24 protein-coding genes are annotated in these 26,831 nt (G+C 68.5%); 9 read left to right on the top strand and 15 right to left on the bottom strand.

Annotation, left to right across the window (positions count from 1 at the left end; all coding sequences use genetic code 11):
• The first annotated feature begins 302 nt into the window (after positions 1-302).
• The 4 genes from ACG00X_RS06345 to ACG00X_RS06330 all read left to right on the top strand — a co-directional run bounded on the left by ACG00X_RS06345 (position 303) and on the right by ACG00X_RS06330 (position 3,785).
• Positions 303-1,115, top strand: coding sequence for an SOS response-associated peptidase (locus ACG00X_RS06345; protein WP_394487195.1), 813 nt, complete (start codon positions 303-305; stop codon positions 1,113-1,115).
• A gap of 13 nt (positions 1,116-1,128) precedes the next feature.
• Positions 1,129-1,419 (top strand): hypothetical protein, encoded by a 291-nt coding sequence (locus ACG00X_RS06340; RefSeq protein WP_394487194.1) that lies wholly within the window; start codon positions 1,129-1,131, stop codon positions 1,417-1,419.
• A 270-nt stretch (positions 1,420-1,689) separates the two neighbouring features.
• Entirely contained in the window at positions 1,690-1,896 is a 207-nt protein-coding gene (locus tag ACG00X_RS06335) for a hypothetical protein (RefSeq protein ID WP_394487193.1), read from the top strand.
• 341 nt (positions 1,897-2,237) lie between these two features.
• Entirely contained in the window at positions 2,238-3,785 is a 1,548-nt protein-coding gene (locus tag ACG00X_RS06330; protein ID WP_394487192.1) for a Do family serine endopeptidase, read from the top strand.
• A gap of 113 nt (positions 3,786-3,898) precedes the next feature.
• Here ACG00X_RS06330 and ACG00X_RS06325 read toward each other — a convergent pair whose 3' ends face one another.
• The 4 genes from ACG00X_RS06325 to ACG00X_RS06310 all read right to left on the bottom strand — a co-directional run bounded on the left by ACG00X_RS06325 (position 3,899) and on the right by ACG00X_RS06310 (position 8,844).
• Positions 3,899-4,513, bottom strand: a complete 615-nt coding sequence (locus ACG00X_RS06325; protein ID WP_394487191.1) for a glutathione S-transferase family protein — start codon at positions 4,511-4,513, stop codon at positions 3,899-3,901.
• Positions 4,510-4,767: a hypothetical protein gene (locus tag ACG00X_RS06320; protein WP_394487190.1), complete on the bottom strand. Its 258-nt coding sequence runs from the start codon at positions 4,765-4,767 to the stop codon at positions 4,510-4,512. Before ACG00X_RS06320 ends, ACG00X_RS06325 begins: the two co-directional genes overlap by 4 nt.
• A complete protein-coding gene (locus ACG00X_RS06315; RefSeq protein WP_394487189.1) occupies positions 4,760-7,039 on the bottom strand; it encodes an FdhF/YdeP family oxidoreductase in 2,280 nt (759 codons plus the stop codon). The genes ACG00X_RS06320 and ACG00X_RS06315 overlap by 8 nt, the downstream gene beginning before the upstream one ends.
• 146 nt (positions 7,040-7,185) lie before the next feature.
• Positions 7,186-8,844, bottom strand: a complete 1,659-nt coding sequence (locus ACG00X_RS06310; RefSeq protein WP_394487188.1) for an OFA family MFS transporter — start codon at positions 8,842-8,844, stop codon at positions 7,186-7,188.
• Positions 8,845-9,063: 219 nt separating this feature from the next.
• On the opposite strand from ACG00X_RS06310, the gene ACG00X_RS06305 reads away from it, so the two are divergent.
• Entirely contained in the window at positions 9,064-10,404 is a 1,341-nt protein-coding gene (locus ACG00X_RS06305; protein WP_394487187.1) for a sigma-54-dependent transcriptional regulator, read from the top strand.
• Complete coding sequence (locus ACG00X_RS06300) at positions 10,401-11,756, top strand: sensor histidine kinase (protein ID WP_394487186.1); 1,356 nt, start codon at positions 10,401-10,403, stop codon at positions 11,754-11,756. Before ACG00X_RS06305 ends, ACG00X_RS06300 begins: the two co-directional genes overlap by 4 nt.
• Positions 11,757-11,781: 25 nt before the next feature.
• Here ACG00X_RS06300 and ACG00X_RS06295 read toward each other — a convergent pair whose 3' ends face one another.
• The gene (locus tag ACG00X_RS06295; protein ID WP_394487185.1) at positions 11,782-12,750 is read right to left on the bottom strand and encodes an AEC family transporter; all 969 of its coding nucleotides are present in this window, start codon (positions 12,748-12,750) and stop codon (positions 11,782-11,784) included.
• A 106-nt stretch (positions 12,751-12,856) separates the two neighbouring features.
• Between ACG00X_RS06295 and ACG00X_RS06290 the strand changes: the two genes are divergently transcribed.
• The 3 genes from ACG00X_RS06290 to ACG00X_RS06280 all read left to right on the top strand — a co-directional run bounded on the left by ACG00X_RS06290 (position 12,857) and on the right by ACG00X_RS06280 (position 16,682).
• A complete protein-coding gene (locus tag ACG00X_RS06290) occupies positions 12,857-13,792 on the top strand; it encodes a serine/threonine-protein kinase (RefSeq protein ID WP_394487184.1) in 936 nt (311 codons plus the stop codon).
• 202 nt (positions 13,793-13,994) lie between these two features.
• Positions 13,995-16,058: a UvrD-helicase domain-containing protein gene (locus ACG00X_RS06285; RefSeq protein ID WP_394487183.1), complete on the top strand. Its 2,064-nt coding sequence runs from the start codon at positions 13,995-13,997 to the stop codon at positions 16,056-16,058.
• Between the two features lie 264 nt (positions 16,059-16,322).
• A complete protein-coding gene (locus ACG00X_RS06280) occupies positions 16,323-16,682 on the top strand; it encodes a hypothetical protein (protein ID WP_394487181.1) in 360 nt (119 codons plus the stop codon).
• Between the two features lie 124 nt (positions 16,683-16,806).
• On the opposite strand, the gene ACG00X_RS06275 is transcribed toward ACG00X_RS06280, so the two are convergent.
• The 10 genes from ACG00X_RS06275 to atpD all read right to left on the bottom strand — a co-directional run bounded on the left by ACG00X_RS06275 (position 16,807) and on the right by atpD (position 26,811).
• Positions 16,807-18,903 carry a primosomal protein N' gene (locus ACG00X_RS06275; protein ID WP_394487179.1) on the bottom strand — a complete coding sequence of 699 codons (2,097 nt, stop codon included), beginning with the start codon at positions 18,901-18,903 and terminating at the stop codon, positions 16,807-16,809.
• A gap of 298 nt (positions 18,904-19,201) precedes the next feature.
• Positions 19,202-20,281: a uroporphyrinogen decarboxylase gene (gene hemE, locus ACG00X_RS06270; RefSeq protein WP_394487178.1), complete on the bottom strand. Its 1,080-nt coding sequence runs from the start codon at positions 20,279-20,281 to the stop codon at positions 19,202-19,204.
• 39 nt (positions 20,282-20,320) lie between these two features.
• Positions 20,321-21,163 (bottom strand): D-hexose-6-phosphate mutarotase, encoded by an 843-nt coding sequence (locus ACG00X_RS06265; RefSeq protein WP_394487177.1) that lies wholly within the window; start codon positions 21,161-21,163, stop codon positions 20,321-20,323.
• Between the two features lie 67 nt (positions 21,164-21,230).
• On the bottom strand, positions 21,231-21,932 hold the full coding sequence (locus tag ACG00X_RS06260; protein WP_394487176.1) for a DUF799 domain-containing protein: 702 nt from the start codon (positions 21,930-21,932) through the stop codon (positions 21,231-21,233).
• Between the two features lie 13 nt (positions 21,933-21,945).
• Entirely contained in the window at positions 21,946-22,344 is a 399-nt protein-coding gene (locus ACG00X_RS06255) for a DUF4810 domain-containing protein (RefSeq protein ID WP_394487175.1), read from the bottom strand.
• Positions 22,345-22,352: 8 nt separating this feature from the next.
• A complete protein-coding gene (locus ACG00X_RS06250; RefSeq protein ID WP_394487174.1) occupies positions 22,353-23,039 on the bottom strand; it encodes a CsgG/HfaB family protein in 687 nt (228 codons plus the stop codon).
• Positions 23,040-23,218: 179 nt separating this feature from the next.
• Positions 23,219-24,172: a CsgG/HfaB family protein gene (locus ACG00X_RS06245; RefSeq protein WP_394487173.1), complete on the bottom strand. Its 954-nt coding sequence runs from the start codon at positions 24,170-24,172 to the stop codon at positions 23,219-23,221.
• Positions 24,173-24,244: 72 nt separating this feature from the next.
• Entirely contained in the window at positions 24,245-24,643 is a 399-nt protein-coding gene (locus ACG00X_RS06240) for a hypothetical protein (protein WP_394487172.1), read from the bottom strand.
• A gap of 197 nt (positions 24,644-24,840) precedes the next feature.
• Positions 24,841-25,254 (bottom strand): F0F1 ATP synthase subunit epsilon, encoded by a 414-nt coding sequence (locus ACG00X_RS06235; protein ID WP_394487170.1) that lies wholly within the window; start codon positions 25,252-25,254, stop codon positions 24,841-24,843.
• 132 nt (positions 25,255-25,386) lie between these two features.
• Entirely contained in the window at positions 25,387-26,811 is a 1,425-nt protein-coding gene (atpD, locus tag ACG00X_RS06230; protein ID WP_394487169.1) for a F0F1 ATP synthase subunit beta, read from the bottom strand.
• Between the last annotated feature and the right edge of the window lie 20 nt (positions 26,812-26,831).

Below are 26,831 nucleotides of genomic sequence, written 5' to 3'. Positions count from 1 at the left end.
GAATGGATGCATTCTGTTTGGCGCCACCGGCGGGCACAACATGCCCGCCGAGAATGGTTTATTGCCAATTTGGCAAATATCAGGGCGCAAATAGCCGAAATACAGACGTCGGCACGCAGGCAGCAGGCGCACGGCACTCAACACTCCGGGGCTGCGGCGCTGCAAAAATCGGCGCCGGTCGGCATCAGGCCGACGGGCCGGCGCGCAGGGCTTGAAATACTGTTTTTATATACAGTACCATCCGCGCATTGCGACATGACGACCTCGGCGCCGTCCACCGTCCCCGCCAGAGGCCCTCGCCCATGAGCCCGACCTACGAACCCGTCACCGACCCGACGCAGCTGCTCGCCAGCTTCGGCGTCTCGCTGCCCGACGCAGCGGAGGCCGCGCCGCCCTGGGCAGGGGCCGGCCTGGTGGCGCCCTTCATCGTGCGCGCCGGCGCCGCACCGGCCCAGGCGCGCCTGGGGCTGCACGGCTTGCTGCCCCATTTCGCCGGCGACATCGGCATGGCGCGCCAGGGCAGCCACTGCCGCGTCGAGACGATGAAGTCCCAGCCCACTTTCCGGGAAAGCTGGTGGTCGGGGCGTCGCTGCGTCGTCCCGGTCCAGTGGATCGCCGAATGGCGCCACGAATCCGGCCGCCCCGAGCTGTGCCATATCCAGCATGCCGACGACGAGCCGCTGCGCGTGGCCGGCCTGTGGAACGACTGGCCCGGCCCGGGAGGCGACCCGGTGCCGACCTTCGCCCTGCTCACCGTCAAGGCCGACGGCCACGAGGTCTTCGGTCGCATGGGCGCCCCCGACCATGAGAAGCGCATGCCGGCCATCCTGCCGGCCAGCTCGCAGGACCTGTGGTTGTTGGGCTCGCTGAAAGACGCCGAGCGGCTGTTGGCGCGCTACCCCGCTGCACAGTTGCAGGTCACGTCCACCGCGCCGCTGTTCAAAGCGCCACGCGAACCCAGCAGCTGGGCGCTGAGCCTCGACATGTTCGCGCCCGAATGGCATGCGCTGGCCGCCGAGCCCCAGCCCCCTCGCCGACGCCGAGCGCGGCCACCTCGTGCGGTGCCGCCGCCCGCCCCCGAGCGCGCCGCACCGACGACGGGCGACCTTTTCTGACAAGGAGCATCCGATGCAACTCGACCTGAACAATGTGGACAGCATCGTGGCGTGGTGGCGCGTTTGGCCGGGCCGGCACGACAGCTACCTCGACTACAAGGCCAAGGCCAGCCCCGAGTTCGCGCACAGCATCGGCGCGGCCCGGCGCCTGATTGCGGCCGACCCCGACCTGCAGCGGCTGCGCCGGCAGTCGGCCCAGGAGCGCCGCCGGCAACGGATGGCGGAGATGGCCCGTGAAGACGAGCTGCCCGGGGCCGCGGCAGCATGGGCGGCGCCTGGCACGGGCGCCGCCTCGCCGGCCTGACCCGACACGCTTGGCCGCTGGCCGTTTCACCCGAGCAGTTGCCGTGCGTCTCGTTGACGACGCGGCTTTGGGCTTGGCGGCATCGGCCGCCGAGCCCTTTTTTGTATCCGGGCGGTCGGCCGGCCCGGCGAGGCGATACACCGATGCCACTGCAATTTCACACGCTCACAAGCTGTAGCAATCGGTCGTCAACGCACTGGGCACACTGACGTTCATGAGTGACCGGCAGCCACCACAAGCTTCTGCCGGCTCTGCATGAAAGTGACGACCATGACCACGCTGACCCTCACGTTCAACGGCCCCGCCCACCAGGCGCGCCAGGCACTCGGCGGCCTGCTGCAACGTTTCCGCTCCGCCTACTTCGTGGAGCGCAGCAGCAATGAATACGCCGTGACCGCCGACGAAGTCACCGCCGCCGAACTGGCCCGGCAACCGCAGTGGTCCACCACCCCGGCGGCTGCCCCCGCCACGCGCTGACAGCGCGCCGCGGCCACCGGCCGCACGGTGATCGACCAGCCCGCGCGCCGGGCTTCGCCAGCCACCGGTTCAGATGCCCGACGCCGCCCATCGGCAAAAGCGCCGCACAAGCCGCCCGGGCCATGCGCCCGAGACCATGCGCGCAACATTCGCCGCCGGCCTTGCGCGCCGCCTCGCGATCGGCTTGGCGCCGTCGCCCACAGGCCGCCACAGGACAGCGCCGGCGCAGCCCACGACGCTCGCCCTAATCTTGGCCTCACCTTCCCCTCATCGAGCCCTCACCCGCCCTGCCTAGAGTCAGCGACGTGGGCTGCACCGCAGCCCGTTCAGAGGAGCTCTCGATGACCCAGACCGCCAAGATGACATTGACCGCCGCCGCTGCCGCGCTGCTGACGGCCGGCGTGACACTGACCACCACGGCCTCGGGCTGGACACTGCCCGGCTTCAACAAGCCGCCCGCCGCTGCAGCCAAGAGCACGGCCGGCGACACCAGCGGCGGCGCGCCCTCCGCAGCGATGCTCGCCGCCACGGCAGCGCCGGCCACCGTGCTGCCGGTGGCGCAAGTGCCGAACTACCGCGCCATCGTGCAGACCCAGGGCCCTGCCGTCGTCGGCATCACGGTCGCCGGGCTGCACAAGGTCGCCAACATGGAGTCGGATGACGACGCGCCCAGCGCCGCGCGTGGCCAGGGCGGCGACGATCCGTTCTTCCGCTTCTTCCAGGGCATCCCGGGCCTGCGCATGCCGCAGCAGATGAACCCCGGCGCCCAACCCTTCCGCGGCCAGGGCTCGGGGTTCATCATCAGCAGCGACGGCCTGGTGCTGACCAACGCCCACGTCGTGCGCGACGCCAAGCAGGTGACCGTCAAGCTCAGCGACCGCCGCGAGTTCTCGGCCCAGGTGCTGGGCAGCGACCCGGCCACCGACATCGCCGTGCTGAAGGTCGACGCCAAGGGCCTGCCCACCGTGCAGCTGGGCGACCCCAAGCAGGTGCAGGTGGGCGACTACGTGCTGGCCATCGGCGCGCCCTACGGCTTCGAGCAGTCGGCCACGCAGGGCATCGTCAGCGCCAAGGGCCGCTCGTTGCCCGGCGAGAGCGTCGTGCCCTTCATCCAGACCGACGCCGCCGTGAACCCCGGCAACTCGGGCGGCCCGCTGTTCGACGCCTCGGGCCGCGTCGTCGGCGTCAACGCGCAGATCTACTCGCAAAGCGGCGGCTTCCAGGGCCTGGCCTTCTCCATCCCGGTGGACGTGGCGCTGAAGGTCAAGGACCAGATCGTCGCCCACGGCAAGGTCGAGCACGCACGCCTGGGCGTGACGCTGCAAGACCTGTCGGCGCCGCTGGCCGCCTCGTTCGGGCTGGACGCGCCCGACGGCGCACTCGTCTCCAGCGTGCAACCCGGCAGCGCGGCAGCCAAGGCCGGCCTGAAGGCGGGTGACGTCATCACCACCGTCGACGGCGAGCCGGTGCGCGTGGCGGGTGATGTGTCCAGCCGCGTGGGCCTGGCGCGCCCCGGCGACAAGCTCAAGCTGGAACTGTGGCGTGACAAGTCGCGGGTCAGCGAGACCGTCGCGTTGGGCCGTGCCGACAAGGACGTGCAGGAAGCCGCCGCCGCCCCGCAGGGCGCGTCCCTGGGCCTGGCACTGCGCCCGCTGCAACCGCAGGAGTTGCGCGGCTCCGGCCTGGACCACGGCCTGCTGATCGAACGCGTGGGCGGACCGTCGCAACTGGCGGGCGTGCAGCCGGGCGACGTGCTGCTGGCGCTGAACGGCAAGCCCGTGCAGGACGTCGAGCAGGTGCGCGCCGCGCTCAAGAGCAACCCCAAGCAGGTGGCGCTGCTCGTGTCGCGCGACGGCCAGCAGATCTTCGTGCCGGTGCGGCTGGGCTGATCGTCCTTCTCGGCCCGCACGCCATCTGGCCCAGGCTCGGCGCAGCACGCCCGAGCCTGGGCTGTTGCCACGTCAGCGTCGGCAATCAGGCGCAGCGGCCGCTGGCGTGACGCTCACGGCATGCCGTTGCCCACGTACTCCGCAAACCCCGGCCGGTGGCTCAACCGCCGCAGCCAGGCCGCCACCGCCGGCAGTTCGACCCGCGCTATGGGCGCGTTCTGCCAGCGCTGCGCCGACAGGCCCAGCACCACGTCCGCCAGCGTGAAGGTGTCACCGCAAACGTAGGCGCCGGTCTTGGCCAGCTGCGCGTCCAGCATCGTCATGTGCCGGTTCCAGTTCGCCACGCTTGCTTCGACCGCATCGGGCGCCGCCGGCTGGCCGCGCACCAGCGCCATGAAGGCAACGCGCCACGAGTTGTTCAGCTCGCCGGCCTGCCAGTCCATCCACTGCTCGACGTGGGCCCGTGACCGCGCCTCGGTGGGCAGCAGCGTCGTCGCATAGCGCTGCGTGGCGAGGTAGCGGCAGATCGTGTTGCTCTCCCACAGCACGAAGTCGCCGTCGATGAGCACGGGGATCAGGCCGTTGGGGTTCAGCGCCAGGTACTCAGGCTCCTTGGGCGATCGAAAGCCCGGCCCCCAGTCCTCGCGTTCAAGCGCCAGGCCCAGCTGGGCGGCGGTCCACATGACCTTGCGGACGTTGATCGAGGCGAGGCGGCCGAGGAGTTTCATGGCGGGGCAGGCAGTTGCCGCGCGGCCTCGCGGCCGGCGGGGGTAAGGTGGGCGGTCCAGCGACCCGCATCGTCGCAGACCAGCCGCACCCAGCCGGGCCCGGCCTCGCCGCCGATGACGGCGTCACTGAGCGCCGTGCCCTCCCGCAGCAGCACGCTGACGCGCTCGTCCAGCCGCTTGGCCAGCCGCGCCAGCGCCACGCCCCTGCCTTCGTCCAGTTCCAGCAGCAGGCGCAGCAGCGCGTGCTCAGCCATGCCGGCTCAAGGTCACCGGGATGGACTTGCTCGTTGGCGTGCGGGCCGTGATCGAGAAACTCTCCAGCGGCACCAGCGGGTTGGTTTCGGGGAAGTAGCTGGCCAAGCAGCCGCGCGGAATGTCGTACTCGACGAGCATGAAGCGCTCGGCTCGGCGCTGCTGCACGTCGTTGCCCGACTCCGCGATGTAGAGGCTAGTGATGTCCACCCAATCGCCGGATTTCATGCCGAGGTCCTTCAGGTCGTCGGCGTGGATAAAGACGACACGCCGGTGCCCGTAGACGCCACGGTAGCGATCGTCGTTGCCGTAGATCGTCGTGTTGTACTGATCGTGCGAGCGCACCGTCGTCAGCGTGAACACACGGACATCGCGCTGGCGCTCGGCCACGCGCTCGACGGCCAGGTCGGTGGGCATCGCGTGCGTGCTGAAGACGGCCTTGCCGGCGGGATTGACCCAGACGCGCTCGCTGGCCGTGTTGCGCAGGCGAAAGCCCCCCGGCTGCTTGATCTTCTCGTTGAAGCCGGCGAAGTCGGGCAGCACGGCCTCGATTTTGTCGCGAATGGTGGCGTAGTCGCCCGCGAGCGCCAGCCACGGCGTGCGGCTGTTCGGCAACGTCGCGGCGGCCATGCGCGCCACCAGCATGGGCTCGGAGATCAGGTGCTCGCTGGCCGGTGCGTTCATGCCCGACGACAGATGCACCATGCTCATGGAGTCTTCCACGGTGACGCCCTGCGGCCCGGTGGCCTGCACGTCGATCTCGGTGCGGCCCAGCACCGGCAGCACCAACGCCTGACGGCCGTGCACGACATGGCTGCGGTTGAACTTGGTCGTCACATGGACGGTCAGCTCGCACTGGCGCAGCGCGCGCCAGGTGGCGGCGGTGTCGGGCGTGGCGGCGGCGAAGTTGCCCCCCATCGCAATGAAGACCTTGCCCTTGCCATCGAGCATGGCCTGGATGGCGCCGACCGTGTCGTAGCCGTGCTCGCGCGGCGGCTCGAAGCCGAACACCTCGCCGAGCTTGTCGAGGAAGGCCGGTGCCGGCTTCTCGTAGATGCCCATCGTGCGGTCGCCCTGCACGTTGCTGTGCCCGCGCACCGGGCAGGCGCCCGCGCCTTCGCGGCCCAGGTTGCCGCGCAGCAGCAGCAGGTTGACGATCATCTGGATGGTCGCCACCGAGTGCCGGTGCTGCGTGATGCCCATGCCCCAGCAGGCGATGACGCGTTCGCTGCTCGCGTAGATGTCTGCTGCCTGCTCGATTTGCTCGCGCGTCAGGCCCGAGGCCTCGACGAGCGGCTCCCACGGCTGCTCCCGCAGTTCGGCAATGAAGGCGTCGAAGCCAGTCGTGTGCTCGGCAATGAAGGCATCGTCCAGCACGCCGCGTTCGACGACGACCTTGCACATGCCCTTGAGCAGCGCGAAGTCGCCGCCCACCTTGAGCTGGAAGTAGTGACTGCTGATCGGCGAATCGCCCAGCGTCATCATCTCCATCTTGTTCTGCGGGTCGGCGAAGCGCTCCAGGCCCCGTTCCCGCAGCGGGTTGAAGCTGACGATGCGCGCGCCGCGTTTGCGGGCCGCGCGCAGCTCACCCAGCATGCGCGGGTGGTTGGTGCCGGGGTTCTGGCCGAACACGAGGATGCAGTCCGCCTGCTCGAAGTCGTGCAGCGTGACCGTGCCCTTGCCCACGCCGATGGTCGGCCGCAGCCCCGAGCCGCTGGGCTCGTGGCACATGTTGGAGCAGTCAGGGAAGTTGTTCGTGCCGTACTCGCGCACGAACAGCTGGTACAGGAAGGCAGCCTCGTTGCTGGTGCGACCCGACGTGTAGAAGATCGCCTGGTTGGGGTCGGGCAAGGCCTGCAGCTCCTTCGCGATCAGCGCGAAGGCGGCGTCCCAGCTCGTGCGCTGGTAGCGGTCGGTCTCAGCGTCGTAGAGCATGGGCTCGGTGAGCCGCCCCATGGCCTCGAGCTCGTGGTCCGACACCTCGGCCCACTCCTTCAGCGTCTTCGCGCCAACGACCTCGGGTGTCGCGCGGCGTGCGGTCGCCTCGGCGGCCACGGCCTTGGCGCCGTTCTCGCAGAACTCGAAGGTCGAGCGGTGATCGCGGTCGGGCCAGGCGCAGCCAGGGCAGTCGAAGCCATCGGCCTGGTTGGCGTGCAGCAGTGTCTTGGCGCCCTTGATGGCGATGCCCTGCTCGTTGAGGCTGCGGGCCACGCTCTTCAACGCGCCCCAACCGCCGGCAGGGCCGTCATACAGCTCGATTTTCTGTTCGTTCATGTCAGTGGCTCCCGGCCTCTTCGGCAGCACGTCGAGCCTGGCGGCTCGCCGGCTGCGCGCACGAGGGCGGCAGGGTCATCGTCTTCAAAGAAAAAGGCCCCGCGCCTTGCAACGGCAGCGGGGCCGGACAGCCTAGCAGCAAGGTCTCAGTAGAAGAACTTGCCCACGCTCAGCAGGGTCTTGTAGACACCCCAGGCCAGCGGAATGCCCACAGCGGCCCAGGCCAGCACCACCACCACGGGCGGCGTGACAGCGTCCGTGCCGCTGCCCTCGCCCACCTCGGCGGCCACGGCACGCTCGCTGGCCAGTCGCTTCTCTTCAGCCAGCTCCTCTTCGCTCATGAAGTGATGCGCCGCGACCGGCTTCACCAGCAGGTTGGCGATGAAGCCGATGACCAGCATGCCGACCAGGATGTACATGGTCTGGTTGTAGACCTGCTCACGCGGAATGCCCAGGCCCAGCTGATAGTCGCGCATATAGCCCACGACGATGGGGCCCAGAATGCCCGCGGTCGCCCAGGCCGTCAGCAGGCGGCCGTGGATGGCGCCCACCATCTGCGTGCCGAACAGGTCGGCCAGATAGGCCGGCACCGTGGCAAAGCCACCGCCGTACATACTCAGGATCACGCAAACCGCGCCCACGAATGCCAGCTTGGAGCCCGCAGCCGCGCTGCTCGGCAGGCTGGCGTACATGATGCCGCCCAGCACGAAGAACACCGCGTAAGTGGCCTTGCGGCCGAGCTTGTCAGACAGGCTGGCCCAGAAGAAGCGACCACCGATGTTGAACAGGCTGAGCAACGCCGTGAAGCCGCCGGCCACAGCGGCGATGGCCGTGAGCTGCTCCTTGTTCAGGTCGCCGAACTTGGCTTCCACGCCGATCAGGCTGCCACCGAAGATCTCCTGCAGCATCGGGCTGGCCATGCCGATCACGCCGATGCCGGCCGAGACGTTCATGCACAGCACGATCCAGACCAGCCAGAACTGCGGAATGCCCCACACCTTCTTCACGTGCACATGGTGCTCGGTGATCATGGCGTTGCTGGTCTGCGCCTCGGGCGGCGTCCAGCCTTCAGGCTTCCAGCCGGTGGGCGGCACGCGGTAGCCCAGCGCGCCCCCCATCATGAAGACGAAGTAGACGAGCGCCATGACGACGAAGGTCAACATCACGCCGCCGTCCGTGGGCGAGCTGAAGTTCTTCATCAGCTCCACAGCCAGCGGCGAGCCGATCATCGCGCCACCGCCGAAGCCCATGATGGCCATGCCGGTCGCCATGCCGCGCTTGTCCGGGAACCACTTGATCAGCGTCGACACCGGTGAGATGTAGCCGAGCCCAAGCCCGATCCCCCCGATGACGCCCGAGCCCAGGATCATCAGCCACAGCTGATGCTGATGAATGCCGATGGCGGAGAGCAGCATGCCGCCGCACCAGCACAGCGCCGACACCACACCCGCCTTGCGCGGACCCGCACGCTCCAGCCAGCCGCCCCACAGCGCGGCCGAGCAGCCGAGGAACACGAAGAACAGCGTGTACATGAGCTGCAACGTGGAAATCTTCCAGTCGCAATCGCTGACGAAGAACTCGGCGAAGAAGCCGACCTCCGGGCCGCACTTGGCGCCCACCGCCTTGCTCAGCGGCAACCAGAACACCGAGAAGCCATAGGCCATGCCGATGCAAAGATGGATGGCGAGGGCAGCCGGCGGCACCAGCCAGCGATTGAACCCCGCACCCGCGATGGTCCGCTCCTTCGCCAGCCAGCCAGCGCTCGGGCCCGGACCGGGCACAACATCAATTCCCACGGAAGTCATTCCTTGGATTCCTTAAAACATCGGTTACTGCCGCTAACGCGACTTTCACTGCCACCCATGCCAGGCACGGCCAGCTCGTGCAGCCAGGATAAGCGCGCAATGTAGTGCCCACCATGAGCACTCGTTAAGGCAAACACTTAGATCATCGAGTTACGTTGTAACAATGCGTTAGTAGTGTGCGCGGCAGATGCGGCGAAAAACCGCCTATCCTCGCGCGCCATGCGACGTGTTTTGATCATCGACGACCACCCCGGCGTGGGCCAGGCCCTGGAGCTGCTGCTGTCCCTGCACGACATCGACACGCGACTGGCCGCCAGCCCGGCCGAAGGCCTCGCGCTGCTGGACGCGCAAGCCTTCGGCCTCGTGATTCAGGACATGAACTTCACCGCCGACACCACGTCCGGCGAAGAAGGCGAGGCCTTGTTCAGAGCCATCCGCGGCCGCCGCCCGGACCTGCCCGTGATCCTGCTGACGGCCTGGACGCGGCTGGATGCCGCTGTTGCGCTGGTGAAGGCCGGCGCGGCCGACTACCTGCCCAAGCCCTGGGACGATGCCAAGCTCGTCGCCACGGTGGAAAACCTGCTGGAACTGGGCGAGGCCAACCGCGAGATCGCGCAGCTGCGAGAGGCACGGGCGAGCCGTCGCGCGGCGCTGGCGCGTCGCCATGACCTCGCCGGTCTGGTGTTCGGCTCGGACGCCATGCTGAGCCTGCTGGAGCTGGCCGGCCAGGTGGCGGCCGCTCCCGTGCCCGTGCTCATCACGGGGCCCAACGGCGCCGGCAAGGAGCGCGTTGCCGCCTTCGTGCATGCCAACTCTGCCGCCAAGGACGGCCCCTTCGTTGCGCTCAACTGCGGCGCGCTGCCGGCCGACCTCATCGAGGCCGAGCTGTTCGGCAGCGACAGCGGCGCCTACACCGGCGCCGCCAAGGCTCGCGTCGGCCGCTTCGAGGCGGCCGACGGCGGCACGCTGTTTCTCGACGAAATCGGCAACCTGCCGCTGGCCGGTCAGGTCAAGCTGCTGCGCGTGCTGGAGACCGGGCAGTTCGAGCGGCTGGGGTCGAGCAAGACACGCCAGACCCGCGTGCGCGTGCTGAGCGCCACCAACGCAGACCTGCGGGCCATGGTCCGGGCCGGTTCGTTTCGAGAAGACCTGCTGTACCGCCTCAACCTCATCGAGCTGAAACTGCCGCCGCTGGGCGAGCGCCGCGACGACGTGCTGCCGCTGACCGAGCATTTCCTGGCCGGCCGCGCGCGCCTCACCGACGCGGCACGCGACGCGCTGCTCGCGCACCGCTGGCCCGGCAACGTGCGTGAACTGAAGAACGCCGTGGAGCGCGCGGCGCTGCTGAGCCAGGGCGGCGACATTTCGGCGGCACTGCTGGGCCTGGCGGACGCGCAGGCAAGCGGTGGGGCCTGGCGCAACCTCGACGAGCCAAATCGCGACGCCGTCATGTCGGCGCTGGACGCGGCCGGCGGCAACGTCAGCCGCGCGGCCCAGCAGCTGGGGCTGTCGCGTCAGGCCCTGTACCGGCGGCTCGAGCGTTACGGCATCACACCATGACGATGGTGGCTATGACGCTGCCACTGCGTGCTCGCGCGCTGCTGTCGCTGGCCGCCGCGGCGGTGTTGCCGCCCATGCTCTTCACCGGCGCGCGTCGCCTGGGGCTGGACGAGACCGAGGCCGCCGCTGCCGCGGCGCTGCTGACGGCCCCCCTGCTGGGCTGGCTGGCCTCACGCTGGCTGGCGCCGCTGCGGCGCCTGACACGTGCACTGGAGGGGGCGGTGCTGAGCTATCGCGATGGCGACTTCAGCCTCAACCTCGCTCCTGACGGGCCGCACGAACTCAGGCAGCTCGCCCAGTTGCATGCCGAACTGGGCTTGGCGCTGCGCGAGCAGAGGCAGCACCTGGCCCAGCGCGAGCTGCTGCTGGACACCGTGGTGCAGAACACACCGGTGGCGCTGGTGCTCACCGGGCCGGACGAGCGCGTCGCCGTCGCCAACCTGGCAGCCCGCCAGCTGCTCTCCGACGGCCGCAGCCTCGTCGGGCTGGCGTTCGGCCACGTCATCGCCACGCAGCCCGAGACGCTGCGCGAAGCCCTGGCGGGCGACCGCGACCGGCTGTTCACCGTCACGCTGCCCGATGGCACGGAGGAAACCTTCCACCACAGCACACGGGCCTTTCGCCTGCAGGGCCAGCCGCACCGGCTGCGGCTGCTGCGCCGCATGACGAGGGACCTGTCGCGCGCCGAGGTGTCGACGTGGAAGCGCGTCATCCGCGTGCTCAGCCACGAACTGAACAACTCACTGGCGCCAATCTCGTCGCTGGCCCACAGCGGCGCAGAGCTGGCACGCCGCGGCGACACGCAGCGGCTGCCCCAGGTGCTCGCCAGCATCGGCGAGCGCGCGGCCCATCTGCATGGCTTTCTGAGCGGCTATGCCAGCTTCGCCAAACTGCCGGCGCCGCGCCGCGAACCCGTCGACTGGCCGGCCTTCCTGGCGCGGCTGAGCACGCTGGGCGAGTTCCGGCTCGACAGCGCGCCGCCCGAGCTGCCCGGCTGGTTCGACGCCGCGCAGATCGAGCAGGCGCTGCTGAACCTCATCAAGAACGCGCACGAATCCGGCAGCGCGACAGACGAGGTCGCACTGCGCCTGACTCAGACAGCCACCGAGCAGCGTATCGATGTGCTGGACCGCGGCCCTGGCATGAGCGAGGCCGTGCTGGCCCAGGCCCTGCTGCCGTTCTATTCGACCAAGCGTGCGGAGCCAGGCGCCCGGAGTGGCACGCAGGGTGGCACCGGCCTCGGGCTGGCGCTGGTGCGCGAGATCGCCGAGGCCCACGACGGCCGTGTCACGCTGGTCAACCGCGACGATGGCGGCCTGCGCGTCTCGATCCACCTGCCCGGCCCGCGCTGACGGCGCGCACAACGCCAGCAGGCGCTCAGTGCGCGTCGATGAGCAGCGCCGCCAGCGCGCTGAAGCTCACGAAGGCCAGCACCGTCGACGCCAGGATGATGTGAGCGATGCGACCGTTGTCGGCGCCATAACGCTCGGCCAGCAGTGACACATTGCTGGCACTCGGCAGCGCCGCGGCCAGCGTCAGCGCCGCGAGCTGCGTATGCGACAACGGCGCGCCAAGCCACCGCACCGCCGCCGCCAGCGTGAACACCAGCGCCGGATGCACGACCAGCTTGATGGCCGCCACGCTGAGGTAGTCGGCGAGTGGGGTCAGACGGCCGGCGGCGCGGTTGACACGCGCCGCACGGCTCAGTACCGCACCGATGGTGAACAAGGCCACCGGCGATGCGGCATCCGCCAGCATCGCCACCGTGCGGTTCAACGGCCCCGGCAAGGCCAGGCCCGACGCCCCGGCAGCCGCGCCAGCCGCGATGGCCCAGGGCAGCGGATTGGACCCAGCGGCCTTCAGCGCCTGAAGAAATGCCAAGCGCTCGGCGCGCAGGTTCGTGCCCGCCCGTGCCAGCGCAATGCAGACCGAACTGGTCACGAACAGGTCGACCAGGATCGTGCCGATGACGACGCCTGCCGCCGAGCTGCCCAGCAGCGCAACGAGCAACGGCACGCCCATGAAGCCGGTGTTCGGGAAGGCCGCCACGAGCGCGCCCATCGCCGCGTCCTTCATGCCCACACGCGGCGACAAGGTGACCGCCACGGTGAAGAACACGATGAGCAACGCCGCCAGCACATAGACACCCAGCAGTGCGGGATTGAGCAGTTGCAGCAGCGGCGTGTCGCGCCCGAATCTGAACAGCAGGCAGGGCAAGGCGAAGAACAGCACGAAGCCGTTCAACCCCGGAATGGCGCTGTCCGGCAGGCGCCCACTTTCCGCGGCCAGCCAGCCGCAGAGCACCAGCGCGAAGAACGGGATGGTGGTCGCGAGAACATCAACCATGCTGGCGAACGAGTATCGGCGTCATGCGCGAGGCCGTGGCCGTCGTTTATGCCCAGGGGGGCTGGCGCCAGCCTCCGGGACACCCCTAATATTCGTCGCCATGCGCATGCCCAACCTCTCTCTGCCACCGCCTGCCGCCGCCACGCTGGATGCAGACCAGGTGCTGGGCGTGTGGCGGCTGGACAATCCCTTGCCCGATGGTGAGCAGGCCCACGCCGGCCAGTGGTACAGCGCGCATCACGGGCTGGCCACGACGCAGAAGGCGGCCGTCCTCGTGCTGAGCCGCAGCGACCTCGGCGCCGGCGTGATGTTGCGTTATGCCGATCAGGCTGTCGACCTCGCCCGGCTGCAGCACCCGCACATCGCCGTGCCCAGCGACAGCGGCGTCACGCCCGACGCCCACCCCTATCTCATCCTGCAAGGCGAGCACGGCGAACCGCTGCTGCCCCGCCTGCACGGCCTGGCGCTGCGCGAACGCATCGAACTGCTGGTGCAGCTGTGCGAGGCGCTGCGCTCCGCGCACCAGCAGGGCTGGCTGCTGGCGGAGGTGGACCCGGCCATGATCTGGATCGGCCCGGACGGCGGTGTGCGGCTGATGGGCCTGGGCCTGGCCCGCATCCCCGATCCCACCGACCCGTTCGACCGCGGCCTCAGCCTGGGCGCGGCGCCTGCCTTTCTGGCGCCGGAATGCCGCAACGGCGAGCCACCCAGCCTGGCCAGCGAGGTCTACGGCCTCGGCGCGCTGGCGCGACTGCTGATCTGCGGCTGGGAAGACACGCCCAAGGGCCCTGCCCCGCGCCGAGGCAGCGTGGCCGAGACCTGGCCGCAGATGCACGAGCAGCAGCAGCTCAAGCTCGACAACCTGCTGCGCTCGTCCATGGCCGAGTCGCCCGAGCTGCGCACGCGCGGCGCCGAGGGGCTCGCCGATGATCTGCGGGAATGGCTGAGCCTGAACCCCTCCCGGGCAACGGCGGCCGCCGAGTCGCCCAGGGCGAGCCCCTGGTGGAAGCGCTGGCTGCGCCCGGCGCCGCCGCGCGGCTGAGCTTCGACCTGTTCATCACGCTGCGGCCGAGGCTGGGCTGGCGGGCGCTGGGGCGCGGCGCGGCGCGCATGGCATGATGGCCGCCGCGCATCCCAGGCGCACAGTGGCTGGCCGCCCGCGCGGCGCCAGGCCACGCGCGCATCGCCCCAGCGCGTCCGTCCAGCGTCGGCACGGCGTGCGGCCCGCCCAGTTCCTGCTTTCCATGTCTTCCTCCGCCCCGCCCTCCGCCGGCCTCAACCCGGCCCAACTCTCCGCCGTCCATCACCTGAACGGCCCCTGCCTCGTCATCGCCGGCGCGGGCTCGGGCAAGACCAAGGTCATCACGACCAAGATCTGGCAGTTGCTGCAGTCGGGCTACCGCGCAAACCAGATCGCCGCCATCACGTTCACGAACAAGGCCGCGCAGGAAATGCGCGAGCGCGCCCAGCATCTGGTGGGCAAGAAGGCCGCCAAGGACCTGGCCATCTCGACCTTCCACAGCCTGGGCGTGCGGCTGCTGCGCGAGGAAGGCACGCGCGTCGGGCTGAAGGAGCAGTTCTCCATCCTCGACAGCGACGACGTGCTCAACGTGCTGAAGGACGCCGGCGGCACGACCGACGCCAAGCAGGCGCAGCGCTGGCAATGGACCATCTCGCTGTGGAAGAACCAAGGCATCGGCCCGCTGCAAGCGGCGCAGATCGCCGCGGACGACGACGAGCGTGCCGCCGCCGCCGTGATGGTGCGCTACCAGGAACGCCTGGCCGCCTACCAGGCGGTGGACTTCGACGACCTCATCACGCTGCCGCTGAAGCTGCTGACCACCGACGCCGAGGCGCGCGAGAAGTGGCAGAACAAGCTGCGCTACGTGCTGGTGGACGAATACCAGGACACCAACGCCGTGCAGTACGAGCTGCTGAAGGCGTTGGTGGGCGAGCGCGGCATGTTCACCGCCGTGGGCGACGACGATCAAAGCATCTACGGCTGGCGCGGCGCCACCATCGAAAACCTCAAGCGCCTGCCGCAGGACTACCCGGCGCTGAAGGTCATCCCGCTGGAGCAGAACTACCGCTCCACCGGCAGCATCCTGCGTGCGGCCAACAACGTCATCGCCGGCAACCCCAAGCTGTTCGAGAAGAAGCTGTGGAGTGAGTACGGCGACGGCGAGCCCATCGCCCTGCTGGAGGCCGATGGCGAGGAGCACGAGGCCGAACGCGCCGTGGCGCGCATCCAGCAGCTGCGCGGCGACGGCAAGGGCCCCAACTTCAAGGACTTCGCCATCCTCTACCGCGCCAACCACCAGGCGCGCGTGTTCGAGCAGGCGCTGCGCCGTGCGCAGATCCCGTACAAGGTGTCCGGCGGCCAGAGCTTCTTCGACAAGGCCGAGATCAAGGACCTGTGCGCCTGGCTGCGCCTGCTCGTGAACCAGGACGACGACCCGGCCTTCCTGCGCGCCGTCACGACGCCCAAGCGCGGCATCGGCCACACGACGCTGGGCGCGCTGAGCACGTTTTCGGCCCAGTGGAAATGCAGCATGTTCGAGGCGCTCTTCTCCGAAAGCCTGGCCAGCGCCGTCACCAAGCGCGGCCTGGACAGCCTGCACGAGTTCGGCCGCGCCGTGAACGAGCTGCAATACAAGGCCAAGCACACCGAGGGCCACACGGCGGCCCACGCCTTGCTGATGGAATGGCTCAAGGACATCGGCTACGAACAGCACCTGGTCGACAACGAAGAAAACGAGAAGGTGGCCCAGGCCCGCTGGGGCAACGTGCTGGACTTCGTCGACTGGGTATCCAAGCGCTGCGGCGGCCAGCACAGCGAGGAAGGAGGCGTCAGCTTCACCGAACCCAAGCAGAGCGTGCTGGACGTGGCCCAGACGATCTCGGTCATCCTGTCACTGGCAGAACGCAGCGACGAACAGGACCAGGTGACCCTCACCACCTTGCACGCCTCCAAAGGCCTGGAATGGCCGCACGTCGTGCTGGCCGGCGTCAACGAAGGGCTGCTGCCGTTCAAGCGCGAAGAAGCCGAGCTGACGGCCGAGGCCCTGCAGGAAGAGCGCCGCCTGATGTACGTCGGCATCACCCGCGCGCGCACGACCTTGGCCGTCTCCACGCTGCGCCGGCGCAAGAAGGGCCGTGACACCGTCGTCGGCATTCCCAGCCGTTTCCTGGCCGAGATGAAGCTGGACGAAGGCGGCACGCGCGAGGACCCGCGGGAGAAGCTAAAACGCATGCGCGCCGAGCTGGCCGCCAAGGTCGCGGCCCGTGTCGACACGGCGAAGGACTGAGCCTAAGGAGCACTGACTGCAGTCAGCCGTTGCACAAACGCCGGCGCGGCGCGCCTTGCCAGCGACCCGCCTCGCCCGCCCCTCGGGCTTGCTCAACTACCGGATCTAGGAGGCCCAACGCGCTCCAGGCCCAAAGCCCGACAGCCTCCTAGGCTGAGTCGCCCATTCACGGGGGGGCCCCCTGAGCGCGTGAAGTCTTCACACCCTCGCCACGTTAGTCTGAGAACAATGCGTTTCCGTCCCGACTCACGGTGAGCACGCGCCATGAAAGCCCTGATCCTTGCTGCCGCCCTCGCTGCCCTCAGTTCCGCCGCGCTGGCAGGCGCGCCCCGTGAGCCCAAAGAGCCGACCGACGACGCCCGCGTCGCCGTGCTGGCGGATGCCGGCAGACTCTCGCAAGCGACGCAGGCCACCATCACCGACGGCGGCCCGTGGGCCGAGGCCATGGGCTCGGCAGACGATGGCGCAGGCTTCGACTCGCTGACGGCCCTGTTCGAGCCGGGCCAATGGCTGATCCTGCTGGGCGTGGTGGGCGCCGCGCTGTCACGCCCGGCGCTGCGCCGCCTGCGCCGACAGGAGCAGCAGCGCCGCGCCACGGCGCTGGCCAGCACGCTGCATCACTAAACCCAGATCCGGCAGTTGACCGCTCGCTACGCATCGAAACGCTAGCCGTATCAACGCCTTGCGTTTTCGGCGACGTTCACCACATCGGTGAGCAGCGACGCAAGCCCGCGGGGCCGGATCTAGGTTAAATCGCCAACGGATCGACGTCCACGGCCCAGCGCAGCACGGCGCGGAATTCGGCGGAACGTTCTCGCTTGAGCGCGATGAGCGCCGGCACCCAAGCCCGCAGACACGCCTGAAGGCGGCCGCGCTGCGGGGCCTCCAGCAGCATCTGCATGCGCTCCACGTCCGCCACGCGCGCCACCGCATGCGGCACGGGCGGATAGACCAGCACCCCGTCGTCCTGCATCAGTTCGGCGGCGGCCGCCAGGAAGGCCTGGGCCGCCTCCGCCGTGCGGGCCTCGGCGCGCAGCAAAGCGAGATGGGCAAACGGCGGCAGGCCGGCTGACTGCCGCTCGGCGAGCTGGTCCCGCGCAAAGCGGACGTAGTCGTGCCGTGCCAGCGCCTGGTAGAGCGCATGGTCTCGATGCCAGGTCTGCACCCACATCTCGGCGGGCGACTCCCCGGCCGCGTCGCGACCGGCGCGGCCGCCGGCCTGCATCAGCAAGGCGAACAAGCGTTCCGGCGCACGAAAGTCGCTGCTGAAGAGCGCGCCGTCCGGGTTCACCGCCGCGACGAAGCGGATGCGGCGGAAGTCGTGCCCCTTCGTGATCATCTGCGTGCCGACGAGGATGTCCACGTCACCGTCATGCACGGCCTGCAGCTGCGCCTCCAGCTCGCCCTTGCGGCGCGTGGAGTCGGCGTCGATGCGCATCACGCGGGCGCCGGGAAGCGCTTCGGCGAGCTGCTCCTCCAGCCGCTCGGTGCCCCGGCCGAGGGGGGCGATGTCGTGGTTGCCGCAGTTGGGGCAGGCCTGCGGCACGCGCTCGGTGAAGCCGCAGTGATGGCAGCGCAGCGTGCGGTCCCGCTTGTGAAAGACGCGCCACGCGCTGCAGTGCGGGCAATCGCTCTTCCACTGGCATTCGCCGCAATGCAGCACCGGCGCGTAACCGCGGCGGTTCAGGAACACCAGGCTTTGCTCGCCGCGGTCCAGCCGCTCCTTCAGCGCGGCCAGCAGTGGCGCCGTCAGTGCCGTCGTCACCCCCGCCGACGGCGGCAGCGTCTTCATGTCGAACAGCTTCACGCGCGGCAAGGCGCCGCCGCCAATGCGCGTGGTCAACGTCAGGCGCTCGTACCGCCCGCTCTCGGCGTGCTGCCAGCTCTCCAGCGACGGCGTGGCCGAGCCCAGCACGACGGGCACCTTGGCGTCGTGCGCGCGCCAGACGGCCAGATCGCGGGCGGAGTAGCGGGCCCCGTCCTGCTGCTTGTAGGACGGGTCATGCTCCTCGTCGACGACGATGAGCCCAAGATCCGGCAACGACGCGAACACGGCCAGCCGCGTGCCCAGCACCAGCCGTGCGCGGCCGAGGTGGGCGGCCAGCCAGTTCTGCAGGCGCTGGGCCGGTGTCAACGCGCTGTGCAAAGACACGATGGCCATAGGCTCGGGCAGCAAGGCGGCAAAACGCTCGGTGAAGCGGGCTTCGAGCTGCGGCGTCAGGTTGATCTCGGGCACCAACACCAGCACCTGCCGCCCCGACGCCAACGCGGCCTCGGCGGCACGCAGATACACCTCGGTCTTGCCGCTGCCGGTGACACCGAACAGCAGCATGGGCTTGGGCGACGGCGCCGCCAGCTGCGCCTGGATGCGCGCGACCGCCTCGGCCTGCTCGGCGGCCAGCGCCGGCCTGACGGGCTCTGCGGCAGCCGGTCGCGCTAGCTTCTTCTGCAGCTTGCGCAGGCGGGCCACCAGCTGCTCGGGCGACAACTCCCGCAACTGCGGCGGCAGCACGGCGCTGGCGAGTTCTCCGACGCTTCGCTGGTAGTAACCGGCAGCGAAATCGAGCATGCGGCACCAGGCCGGGCCCAGCGGCGGCAGCGCGTCGAAGACGGCCGTTACGGGGCGCAGCGCGGGCGCCGGCTCGCCGACGGCGTCACCGGGCCAGACGATGCCCAGCAATTCGCGCTTGCCCAGAGGCACCCGCACCAGCGAGCCAGAGGCGAGCGCCCGCTCACTCGCATAGTCAAGCGGGGCGTTCAGCCCGCTGTGCTGCGGTGCGTCCACCGCCACGCGCACCACCACACCCGCCGGTGCTTCAACCACAGCCGACTCCGCGCACTTCATGAAGCTCTGACTCAGGAACCGGCGGCAAGTCCATGATTGAAAAGGCTTCTTGGGTTGCCCACAAAATCTGTGGATAAGTTTGTGAGCAAAACGAGGAACAACGCTTGCGCTCGCCGCGGCGTGCCGCGTGCCAGCCCGTTAGCTGGCGCCGCCCACCTTTGGGGCATCCCTTGAAAATCAATGACTTAGCATCAGCAAGGGAAAACGATCATGTGCGCCGCAGCAATTTTCGAGCGGTCACGTCGCATCCCGAGAATTGGGGATAAGTCCCAGGGCAAGTGCGGATGTCACGACCCGTTCAGGCCTCTGCGCGCTGACGCCGCGAGTAGTTGTGCACTTCATCCACCAAGGCGGCAACGCTCTCCGGCGGCGTGAACTGGCTGATGCCATGCCCCAGGTTGAAGATGTGCCCGCTGCCCGCCGCCGGCTTGCCGAAGCTGTCCAGCACGGCCCGCGCCTGGGCACGCACGGCGTCAGGCGGTGCAAACAGCACGTTGGGGTCCAGGTTGCCCTGCAGCGCGACGCGGTCGCCCACGCGCGCGCGGGCGGCGCCGAGGTTCACGGTCCAGTCCAGCCCCACGACGTCGGAGCCGGCACCGGCGATCTCGTCCAGCCACAGCCCGCCGCCCTTCGTGAACAGGATGCGCGGGATGCGCACGCCGTCGTGCTCGGTCTTGACCGCCGCCAGCACCTGGCGCGAATAGGCCAGGCTGAACTGCTGGAACGCGCCGTCTGCCAGCACGCCGCCCCAGGAGTCGAACACCATGACGGCTTGCGCGCCGGCCTCGATCTGCGCGTTCAGGTAGGCGGCGACGGCGCGGGCGTTGATGTCCAGGATGCGATGCATCAGGTCCGGGCGCGAATACATCAGGCTCTTCACGAGCCGGTAGTCGTCGGAGCCGCCGCCTTCCACCATGTAGCAGGCCAGCGTCCACGGGCTGCCGGAGAAGCCGATCAGCGGCACGCGGCCGTTCAAGGCCTTGCGGATGGAGGTGACCGCGTCGAACACATAGCGCAGCTTGCCCATGTCCGGCACTTCCAGCGCCGCGACGGCCGCCTCGTCACGCACCACCTTCGCGAACTTCGGCCCCTCGCCCTGCTGGAACGACAGGCCCAGGCCCATCGCGTCGGGCACGGTCAGGATGTCGCTGAACAGGATGGCCGCGTCGAGCGGGAAGCGCTCCAGCGGCTGCAGCGTCACCTCGGTCGCGTAGTCCGTGTTGGTGGCCAGCCCCATGAAGCTGCCCGCCTTGTCACGCGTGGCGCGGTATTCCGGCAGGTAGCGCCCGGCCTGGCGCATCAGCCAGATGGGCGTGTGTTCGGTGGGCTGGCGCAGGCAGGCGCGCAGGAAGGTGTCGTTTTGCAGGGGGGCGAACATCGGCGGATTATCGACGCCACCCCGTCCGCAGCCTCTGATTCAGAGCAAGGCCAGGCTCTGGCGGCCCACCCAGCTGTCGCCTGGCTGCAGTTCGATGGGACGACCGATGTTGGCGGCCTCCACACAAAGCATCTCCGACCACCCCTGCGGCGGCATGTCCGCCAGCTTGGCGCAGCGCTCGGGGCCCGGGTTCCAGATCACCGCGTCGTCGAACCCCTGCTGCGTGATGACGACCTGACGGCGGTTCTCGGCCACCAGCAACGGCTTCTCCTTCACGCCGAAGTAGATGCGGTCCAGGTCCAGCACGCCCTTCTCGCCGGTCAGCAGCAAATCCATGCGCTGCAGCGCCTCGGCCTGCTTGATGCTGTCGAAGTAGCGCAGGCCAGCCAGGCCCTCGACGCTGACGTCGTCCAGATCCGCCACGCGCAGATAGGTGTGCAGCGCGGTCGTGAACTGCAACGCGGCTTCGCCGTTGTTCTCGCAGGCGAGCTCGATGTCCAGTGTTTTGCCGGCCACGCGCACGCTGAGCTCCAGCTCGAAGGCATGCGGCCAGATCGCCCGCGTGGCGTCGCTGTCACGCAGGCGCAGCACGGCGAGCGCGTCCTCCTTGCCGACCTCCCGGCTCACCAGCTCCCAAGGCAGCGTGCGCGCGAAGCCATGCTTTGGCAGCGGCCCGCGCTCGGCGAACTGCGGGAAGCACACCGGCACACCGCCCCGGATCGCCTTGCCACTCGCGTATTCGCTGCGCGGCGACAGGTAGAGCTGCTCGGGTGAGTTGGCAGGCCGCCAGGACAGCAAATGCCCCCCGTGAAGGGCCAAGGTGGCGGTGGCGCCGTCGGGTGCCACCAGTTCAACGATGTCGGGGGATGCGGTTGGAGTCATGGCAATTCGGACGGACAAATAAAAACAGCCGCCCGTTCAGGCGGCTGCTCGCGGCGGTGCCGAATTATCAGCCGCCGGACTTGCCCCCCTCGGGCTTGCCATAGCGCGGCGAACGCGGGCCGAACAGCAGCCCGTTCGGGCGGCCAGCGGCCAGCAGGCGGTCGCTGGCGATGCCGGCAATCGGGTAGCTCTTGTCCGTGGTCGACGCCACGATCTGCTCCACCAACGCTTTCACCAGCAAGCCCACCAACCCGGCCTGGTTGTTGTTGTTCTGCTCGGCGCTGGACGCCGAGGCGCTGCCGTCCCACAACAGCTGGCCGCTGCGCAGGTCCACCAGCCGAGCCTCCAGCGTGACCGCCGTCTCGCTGTTGATGACGCGGTAGACCGAGCCGTAGCGGGTCACCTTCAGATAGAGCCCCGCGTCGGCGCCGAAGATCTCCCGCAGCTTCGTCCGGTCAATCGCTTGCGCCTCGTCGGCCGTCAGGACGCCGTTCTGCTTCAAGGTCTCATCCACCAAAGACACGGGCAGCACGTAGTAGCCGGACTCGGCAAGCGGCAGCGTCACTTGCGCCATCACGCCGGGCGTCGCCAGCACCTCCGGCGTCGCATTGACGGGCGGCAGCACGATGATGGAGGCGGGTTTGGCAGCGTGATAGGCCGCGTAGTCATAGGGCTTGGCCGGCGTGGCGCAGCCTTGCAGCACGAGCAGCGCAGCCGCACCCGCAGCCATGGCACCCCAGCGGCGCAATGCCTGGAACAACTGATTCATTTGCGGGCCTCCGTCAGATCTTCGATTGGCTCGCCGCAGCAGCGGGCGGCGTGGCGGCAGCGCTCTGCGCGGCATCCTTGTTCTTGGGCTTCAGCAGGAAGTCCACGTAGGCAGCGGACTCCGGGAAGCTGGCGCGCTCCTCCTCGAGCAGTCGCCGTGCGGCGACATCGTCGCCGGCACGCGTGTACAGCAGCGCCAGATGCGCGCGCATGCCCGGGGGCGTCGCCGCCCCGGCTGCCGCGTTCTTCTGCAACTGGGCTTCCAGCTTCTGGATCTGAGCGCCGGAATCGGCGCCGTCAGACTTCAGATGCTGGTACAGGGCGGGCTGGTAACCCTCCCACTGATAGAGGGGCTTGGGTGGCTGCGCGCAGCCCACCAGCGCCAACGTCGCCACGGCGGTCAAGGCTTTCATGGGCGCGCTCACTTCACCGGCTTCCAGGCGCCGCTGTCGATGCCAGCGGTCAGCGCGTTGACGGCCTCACGGACAGCCAGATCCAGCACCTTGCCGTTCAGGGTGGCGTCGTAGCTCGCGGTGCTACCGAAGCCCAGCACTTCGCGCTCGGACAGGCTGTATTCACCCGCGCCCTGCACGGAGTAGACGACCTCGGAGGTCGCCGGGTTCACGATGTTCAGCGTGACCTTGGCATACGCCACCTGCGACTTGCCGCGCCCCAGCACGCCGAACAGCTGCCGGTCGCCGACTTCCTTGCGCCCGAACTCGCTGACGGCACCCGTCACGAGGTAGTCGGCGCCCTTGATGGCCTGCGCCGCGCCCTTGAATTGCGCTTCCTGCTTGGCCTCTTCGAGGTTGTCGCGGTCCAGCACGTTGAAGCGGTTGGTCTGCTGCAGATGCGAGACCAGGATGGTCTTGCTTTGCGCGCCCAGGCGGTCGACGCCGTCCGAGAAGATGCCGCGCTGGTAGTTGCTGCGGTTGTCGAAACGGCCGACGGCGATGGGCGCGCGAACGCCCTGATAGGCCGGTGCCGTGGCCGCGGCCACCTTGGGTACTTCCAGCGTGCGGGACTGTTCGGTGGCGGCGCAACCGGCCAACGTCGCAGCCAGGGCTGTCAGCGTCAGCAGGCGGCTGGCGATCTTCGTGTTCGTCATGGTTCTCCCTCAAATTTGTTGAGCCGGGCAGTGTAGGTTCGGGCGGGACACACGCTCCGTGTCAAATCACCGCCCAACAACACCCGGCATGCCCAAAGACAAAGGGCGATGGCCCCTGGTGCCATCGCCCTGTCGAACCACTGGCCGGACAGCGACGTCCGGCCGCGCAGAAGCCAGCTTCAGTTGGTCTTCGCCGGTGCCGGAGCCGCCTGCGCGGCCGGCTTGGCGGCCGGCTTCGGCGCCGGCTTGGCCGCTGGCTTCGCGGCGGGCTTGGGAGCTGGCGCCGGCGCAGCGGCAGCGTCGACTTCCTTGGAGGCTGGCGTCGAGCCACCCTGAACGCCCAGGCGCCCACCGGTACCCAGCCCACCCTTCACCATCTGCGCCTTGTAATTGCGCAGCGCCTTGACCATCTGGTTGAAGGAGTCCGCGAACGCCGCGACGATCACCTTGCCTTGCGGCGTCTTCGCGTAGGCACCGCCGCCCACGGCGCTGTTGCCCAGGAAGCTGAAGCCGCCAACGCCGAAGTCGAAGTTCTTCGCCGTGCCTTCAGCCGCCGAGATCTGCACACCCGAGCGGTTGTCGACCAACAGCAGCGTGGTCGACGCTTCATTCTTGTTGACGCTCGCCGCGACGGCCGTCAGCAGGCCGATCGCGCCGGTCCCGAAGCCGCCCCCGCCGCCGCCGGTCTTGCCGGAGAACTGGATCTCCGGGCTCAGCGTGTAGTCGGCCGCCACCATCTGACCCTGGCCGAAGTTGCTGCCGCTGCGAGTTTCGCCCGACTGCATCAGCGCGCGCTCGCGCTCCATGTTCGCAAACGCACGGCCGCGCTCGACGACCACGAAGCAGTTGCTCTGCTGAATCATCAGACGCAGGACCGGGATCGTGGAACCCAGTTGACGCTCGCGCAATTGGGCCCACCAAGGCGCCTGGGTGTCCTCCTGCAGCGTGATGGTGCCCAGCGTTTCGTCGCAACGCTCCAACGTACTGTTCTGGTTCTCGGCCGTCGCGCCGCCAGCGGCGCCAGACACCGTGCCCTTGTCCTCACCCATCTTGGGCGCCGTGGCCAGGCAACCTGCCAGCAGCAATGGGCTAAGAGCGATACCAGTGGTGCGCAGTGCGCTGAATGCAGTCATGAGTTCCTCCGGGTAATCAAGAGCGTGTTGAAGCGTGGCCAGGCAGAGGCCCGGCCGAGACGGATACCAGGTTCAGTCTCCTGGCGTTGCGGGAGCAATGCCGTAGTAGCCCCCCACGACCTGGCCGTGGGGATTGCCGATCCAGATGCTGGTGCCGAACACGTCGGTACAGCCACCCCAGGCAATTTCAGATGACTTCGGTTCAGCGTTGCGCGTCTGCGCGTAGACGGTGACCGCACTGTCGGACGGCCCGATGCTGTAGCACACCCGCGCCCACACCGGACGCGGCGCGCCCATCAGCACGGACGCGGACGATTCCACCTGACTGTCCGAGGGCTTGGCCATCCACTTCGTGCCCCGCGTGGGCCCGGGGTTGTAGTTGAAGTAATACGGCACTTGGGCCAGTGCAACGACCGACAGCAGACTGGCCATGCCGGCGACGAGCCACTTCAACGTCACGATCTTCATCATCTGGGAAGCTCCGTCGGCGCCGCCTTGACAGCCAACTGTCAGGCCATTGCGAAGCGATGCATGCTACGCGGACGCGCGCGCCACCACCCGCTCCTGTCCGTGACTTTTCCCACCTGAACCGAGGGTGGCGCCGTAACGAAAAAAGGCGACGGGAAAACCCGTCGCCTTCTTGCGCCAGCCTCGTTGCCGAGGCTTGCTTATTTCTTGAGGAACTTGCGCAGCGCCGCGAGCTGCGCAGCCTGGATGGCCAGTTCGCTCTGCGCCTTGGCGAGGTCGATGTCGCTCTTGGCGTTCTTCAGTGCTTCTTCGGCCAGCTTCTTGGCCTCGGAGGCCTTGGCTTCGTCGAGGTCCTTGCCGCGGATGGCGGTGTCGGCCAGCACGGTCACGCGGTGCGGCTGCACTTCGAGGATGCCACCGGCGACGAAAACGAACTCTTCGCTGCCATCGGCGCGCTCGATGCGCACCGCGCCCGGCTTGATGCGGGTGATCAGCGGCGTGTGCTGCGGCAGGATGCCGAGCTCGCCGGATTCGCCCGGCAGGGCGACGAACTTGGCCTCGCCGGAGAAGATCTGCTCTTCGGCGGAGACCACGTCGACGTGGAGGGTTGCCATGTTCAATCTTCCTTAGCGAATGTTGAAGAAGGTTCAGTAAGCGAGCAGTCGGGCGTCAGGCTAGGCGCCGCGCAGAGCTGGACTCGCGTCCAGCGAGCACGGCAACGACGCATCACGCCCGAATGCGAAGTCTTACTGAATCTTCTTCGCCTTCTCGAAGGCTTCGTCGATGGTACCGACCATGTAGAACGCCTGCTCCGGCAGGTGGTCGCACTCGCCGGCCACGATCATCTTGAAGCCGCGGATGGTTTCCTTCAGCGGCACGTACTTGCCGGGCGAGCCGGTGAAGACTTCAGCCACGTGGAAGGGCTGCGACAGGAAGCGCTGGATCTTGCGGGCGCGGGCCACGGCCAGTTTGTCTTCCGGCGACAGTTCGTCCATGCCCAGGATGGCGATGATGTCGCGCAGTTCCTTGTAGCGCTGCAGCACGGCCTGAACCGAGCGGGTCGTCGAGTAGTGCTCTTCGCCGACAACGTTCGGGTCGATCTGGCGGCTGGTGGAGTCCAGCGGGTCGACCGCGGGGTAGATACCCAGCGAAGCGATGTCACGCGACAGCACGACGGTGGCATCCAAGTGGGCGAAGGTCGTGGCAGGCGACGGGTCGGTCAGGTCGTCCGCAGGGACGTAGACGGCCTGGATGGACGTGATCGAGCCGACCTTGGTCGACGTGATGCGCTCTTGCAGGCGGCCCATTTCTTCGGCCAGCGTCGGCTGGTAGCCCACGGCGGAAGGCATGCGGCCCAGCAGCGCGGACACTTCGGTACCAGCCAGCGTGTAGCGGTAGATGTTGTCCACGAAGAACAGCACGTCACGGCCTTCGTCACGGAACGACTCGGCGATGGTCAGGCCGGTCAGGGCGACGCGCAGACGGTTGCCCGGGGGCTCGTTCATCTGGCCGTAGACCATGGCGACCTTGGAGTCTTCCAGCTTGTCCTGGACGACCACGTTCGAGTCCGACATCTCGTGATAGAAGTCGTTGCCCTCACGGGTACGCTCGCCCACACCAGCGAACACCGACAGGCCCGAGTGAGCCTTCGCGATGTTGTTGATGAGCTCCATCATGTTCACGGTCTTGCCGACACCGGCGCCACCGAACAGGCCCACCTTGCCGCCCTTGGCGAACGGGCAGATCAGGTCGATCACCTTGATGCCGGTTTCCAGCAGGTCTTGCGACGGGCTCAGCTCGTCGTAGGCCGGCGCGGCACGGTGGATGGAGGCGGTCAGCTCGGAAGAGACCGGGCCACGCTCGTCGATGGGGTTGCCCAGCACGTCCATGATGCGGCCGAGGGTCGCCTTGCCGACCGGCACCTGGATGGTGTCGCCGGTGTTGTAGACCTGGGTGCCACGACGCAGGCCGTCGGACGAGCCCAGCGCAATGGTGCGGACCACGCCGTCACCCAGCTGCTGTTGCACTTCCAGCGTCAGCGCCGAGCCTTCCATCTTGAGGGCGTCGTACACCTTGGGCATGGCGTCGCGCGGGAATTCCACGTCCACGACGGCGCCGATGCACTGAACGATCTTGCCCAAAGCCTTAACGTTCTCTTGGGTGTTAGCCATTTGGTAGTTCCTTCAATTCA

The sequence above is a fragment of the Pelomonas nitida genome, from assembly GCF_043555975.1.
Lineage (GTDB): Bacteria > Pseudomonadota > Gammaproteobacteria > Burkholderiales > Burkholderiaceae_C > Pelomonas > Pelomonas nitida.
The sequence above is the reverse complement of the archived record's forward strand: the minus strand, read 5'-3'. Positions and strand labels throughout refer to the sequence as shown.

Excerpts from the sequence above, each read along its gene's own strand:
- ACG00X_RS06250 (WP_394487174.1), bottom strand. The coding sequence starts at position 23,039 with ATGACGAACACGAAGATCGCCAGCCGCCTGCTGACGCTGACAGCCCTG.
- ACG00X_RS06340 (WP_394487194.1), top strand. The coding sequence starts at position 1,129 with ATGCAACTCGACCTGAACAATGTGGACAGCATCGTGGCGTGGTGGCGC.
- atpD (WP_394487169.1), bottom strand. The coding sequence starts at position 26,811 with ATGGCTAACACCCAAGAGAACGTTAAGGCTTTGGGCAAGATCGTTCAG.
- ACG00X_RS06320 (WP_394487190.1), bottom strand. The coding sequence starts at position 4,767 with ATGGCTGAGCACGCGCTGCTGCGCCTGCTGCTGGAACTGGACGAAGGC.
- ACG00X_RS06255 (WP_394487175.1), bottom strand. The coding sequence starts at position 22,344 with ATGAAAGCCTTGACCGCCGTGGCGACGTTGGCGCTGGTGGGCTGCGCG.
- ACG00X_RS06280 (WP_394487181.1), top strand. The coding sequence starts at position 16,323 with ATGAAAGCCCTGATCCTTGCTGCCGCCCTCGCTGCCCTCAGTTCCGCC.
- ACG00X_RS06300 (WP_394487186.1), top strand. The coding sequence starts at position 10,401 with ATGACGATGGTGGCTATGACGCTGCCACTGCGTGCTCGCGCGCTGCTG.
- ACG00X_RS06275 (WP_394487179.1), bottom strand. The coding sequence starts at position 18,903 with ATGAAGTGCGCGGAGTCGGCTGTGGTTGAAGCACCGGCGGGTGTGGTG.
- ACG00X_RS06330 (WP_394487192.1), top strand. The coding sequence starts at position 2,238 with ATGACCCAGACCGCCAAGATGACATTGACCGCCGCCGCTGCCGCGCTG.
- ACG00X_RS06325 (WP_394487191.1), bottom strand. The coding sequence starts at position 4,513 with ATGAAACTCCTCGGCCGCCTCGCCTCGATCAACGTCCGCAAGGTCATG.
- ACG00X_RS06240 (WP_394487172.1), bottom strand. The coding sequence starts at position 24,643 with ATGATGAAGATCGTGACGTTGAAGTGGCTCGTCGCCGGCATGGCCAGT.
- ACG00X_RS06265 (WP_394487177.1), bottom strand. The coding sequence starts at position 21,163 with ATGACTCCAACCGCATCCCCCGACATCGTTGAACTGGTGGCACCCGAC.
- ACG00X_RS06295 (WP_394487185.1), bottom strand. The coding sequence starts at position 12,750 with ATGGTTGATGTTCTCGCGACCACCATCCCGTTCTTCGCGCTGGTGCTC.
- ACG00X_RS06290 (WP_394487184.1), top strand. The coding sequence starts at position 12,857 with ATGCCCAACCTCTCTCTGCCACCGCCTGCCGCCGCCACGCTGGATGCA.
- ACG00X_RS06345 (WP_394487195.1), top strand. The coding sequence starts at position 303 with ATGAGCCCGACCTACGAACCCGTCACCGACCCGACGCAGCTGCTCGCC.
- ACG00X_RS06260 (WP_394487176.1), bottom strand. The coding sequence starts at position 21,932 with ATGAATCAGTTGTTCCAGGCATTGCGCCGCTGGGGTGCCATGGCTGCG.
- ACG00X_RS06305 (WP_394487187.1), top strand. The coding sequence starts at position 9,064 with ATGCGACGTGTTTTGATCATCGACGACCACCCCGGCGTGGGCCAGGCC.
- ACG00X_RS06245 (WP_394487173.1), bottom strand. The coding sequence starts at position 24,172 with ATGACTGCATTCAGCGCACTGCGCACCACTGGTATCGCTCTTAGCCCA.
- ACG00X_RS06315 (WP_394487189.1), bottom strand. The coding sequence starts at position 7,039 with ATGAACGAACAGAAAATCGAGCTGTATGACGGCCCTGCCGGCGGTTGG.
- ACG00X_RS06310 (WP_394487188.1), bottom strand. The coding sequence starts at position 8,844 with ATGACTTCCGTGGGAATTGATGTTGTGCCCGGTCCGGGCCCGAGCGCT.
- hemE (WP_394487178.1), bottom strand. The coding sequence starts at position 20,281 with ATGTTCGCCCCCCTGCAAAACGACACCTTCCTGCGCGCCTGCCTGCGC.
- ACG00X_RS06285 (WP_394487183.1), top strand. The coding sequence starts at position 13,995 with ATGTCTTCCTCCGCCCCGCCCTCCGCCGGCCTCAACCCGGCCCAACTC.
- ACG00X_RS06235 (WP_394487170.1), bottom strand. The coding sequence starts at position 25,254 with ATGGCAACCCTCCACGTCGACGTGGTCTCCGCCGAAGAGCAGATCTTC.
- ACG00X_RS06335 (WP_394487193.1), top strand. The coding sequence starts at position 1,690 with ATGACCACGCTGACCCTCACGTTCAACGGCCCCGCCCACCAGGCGCGC.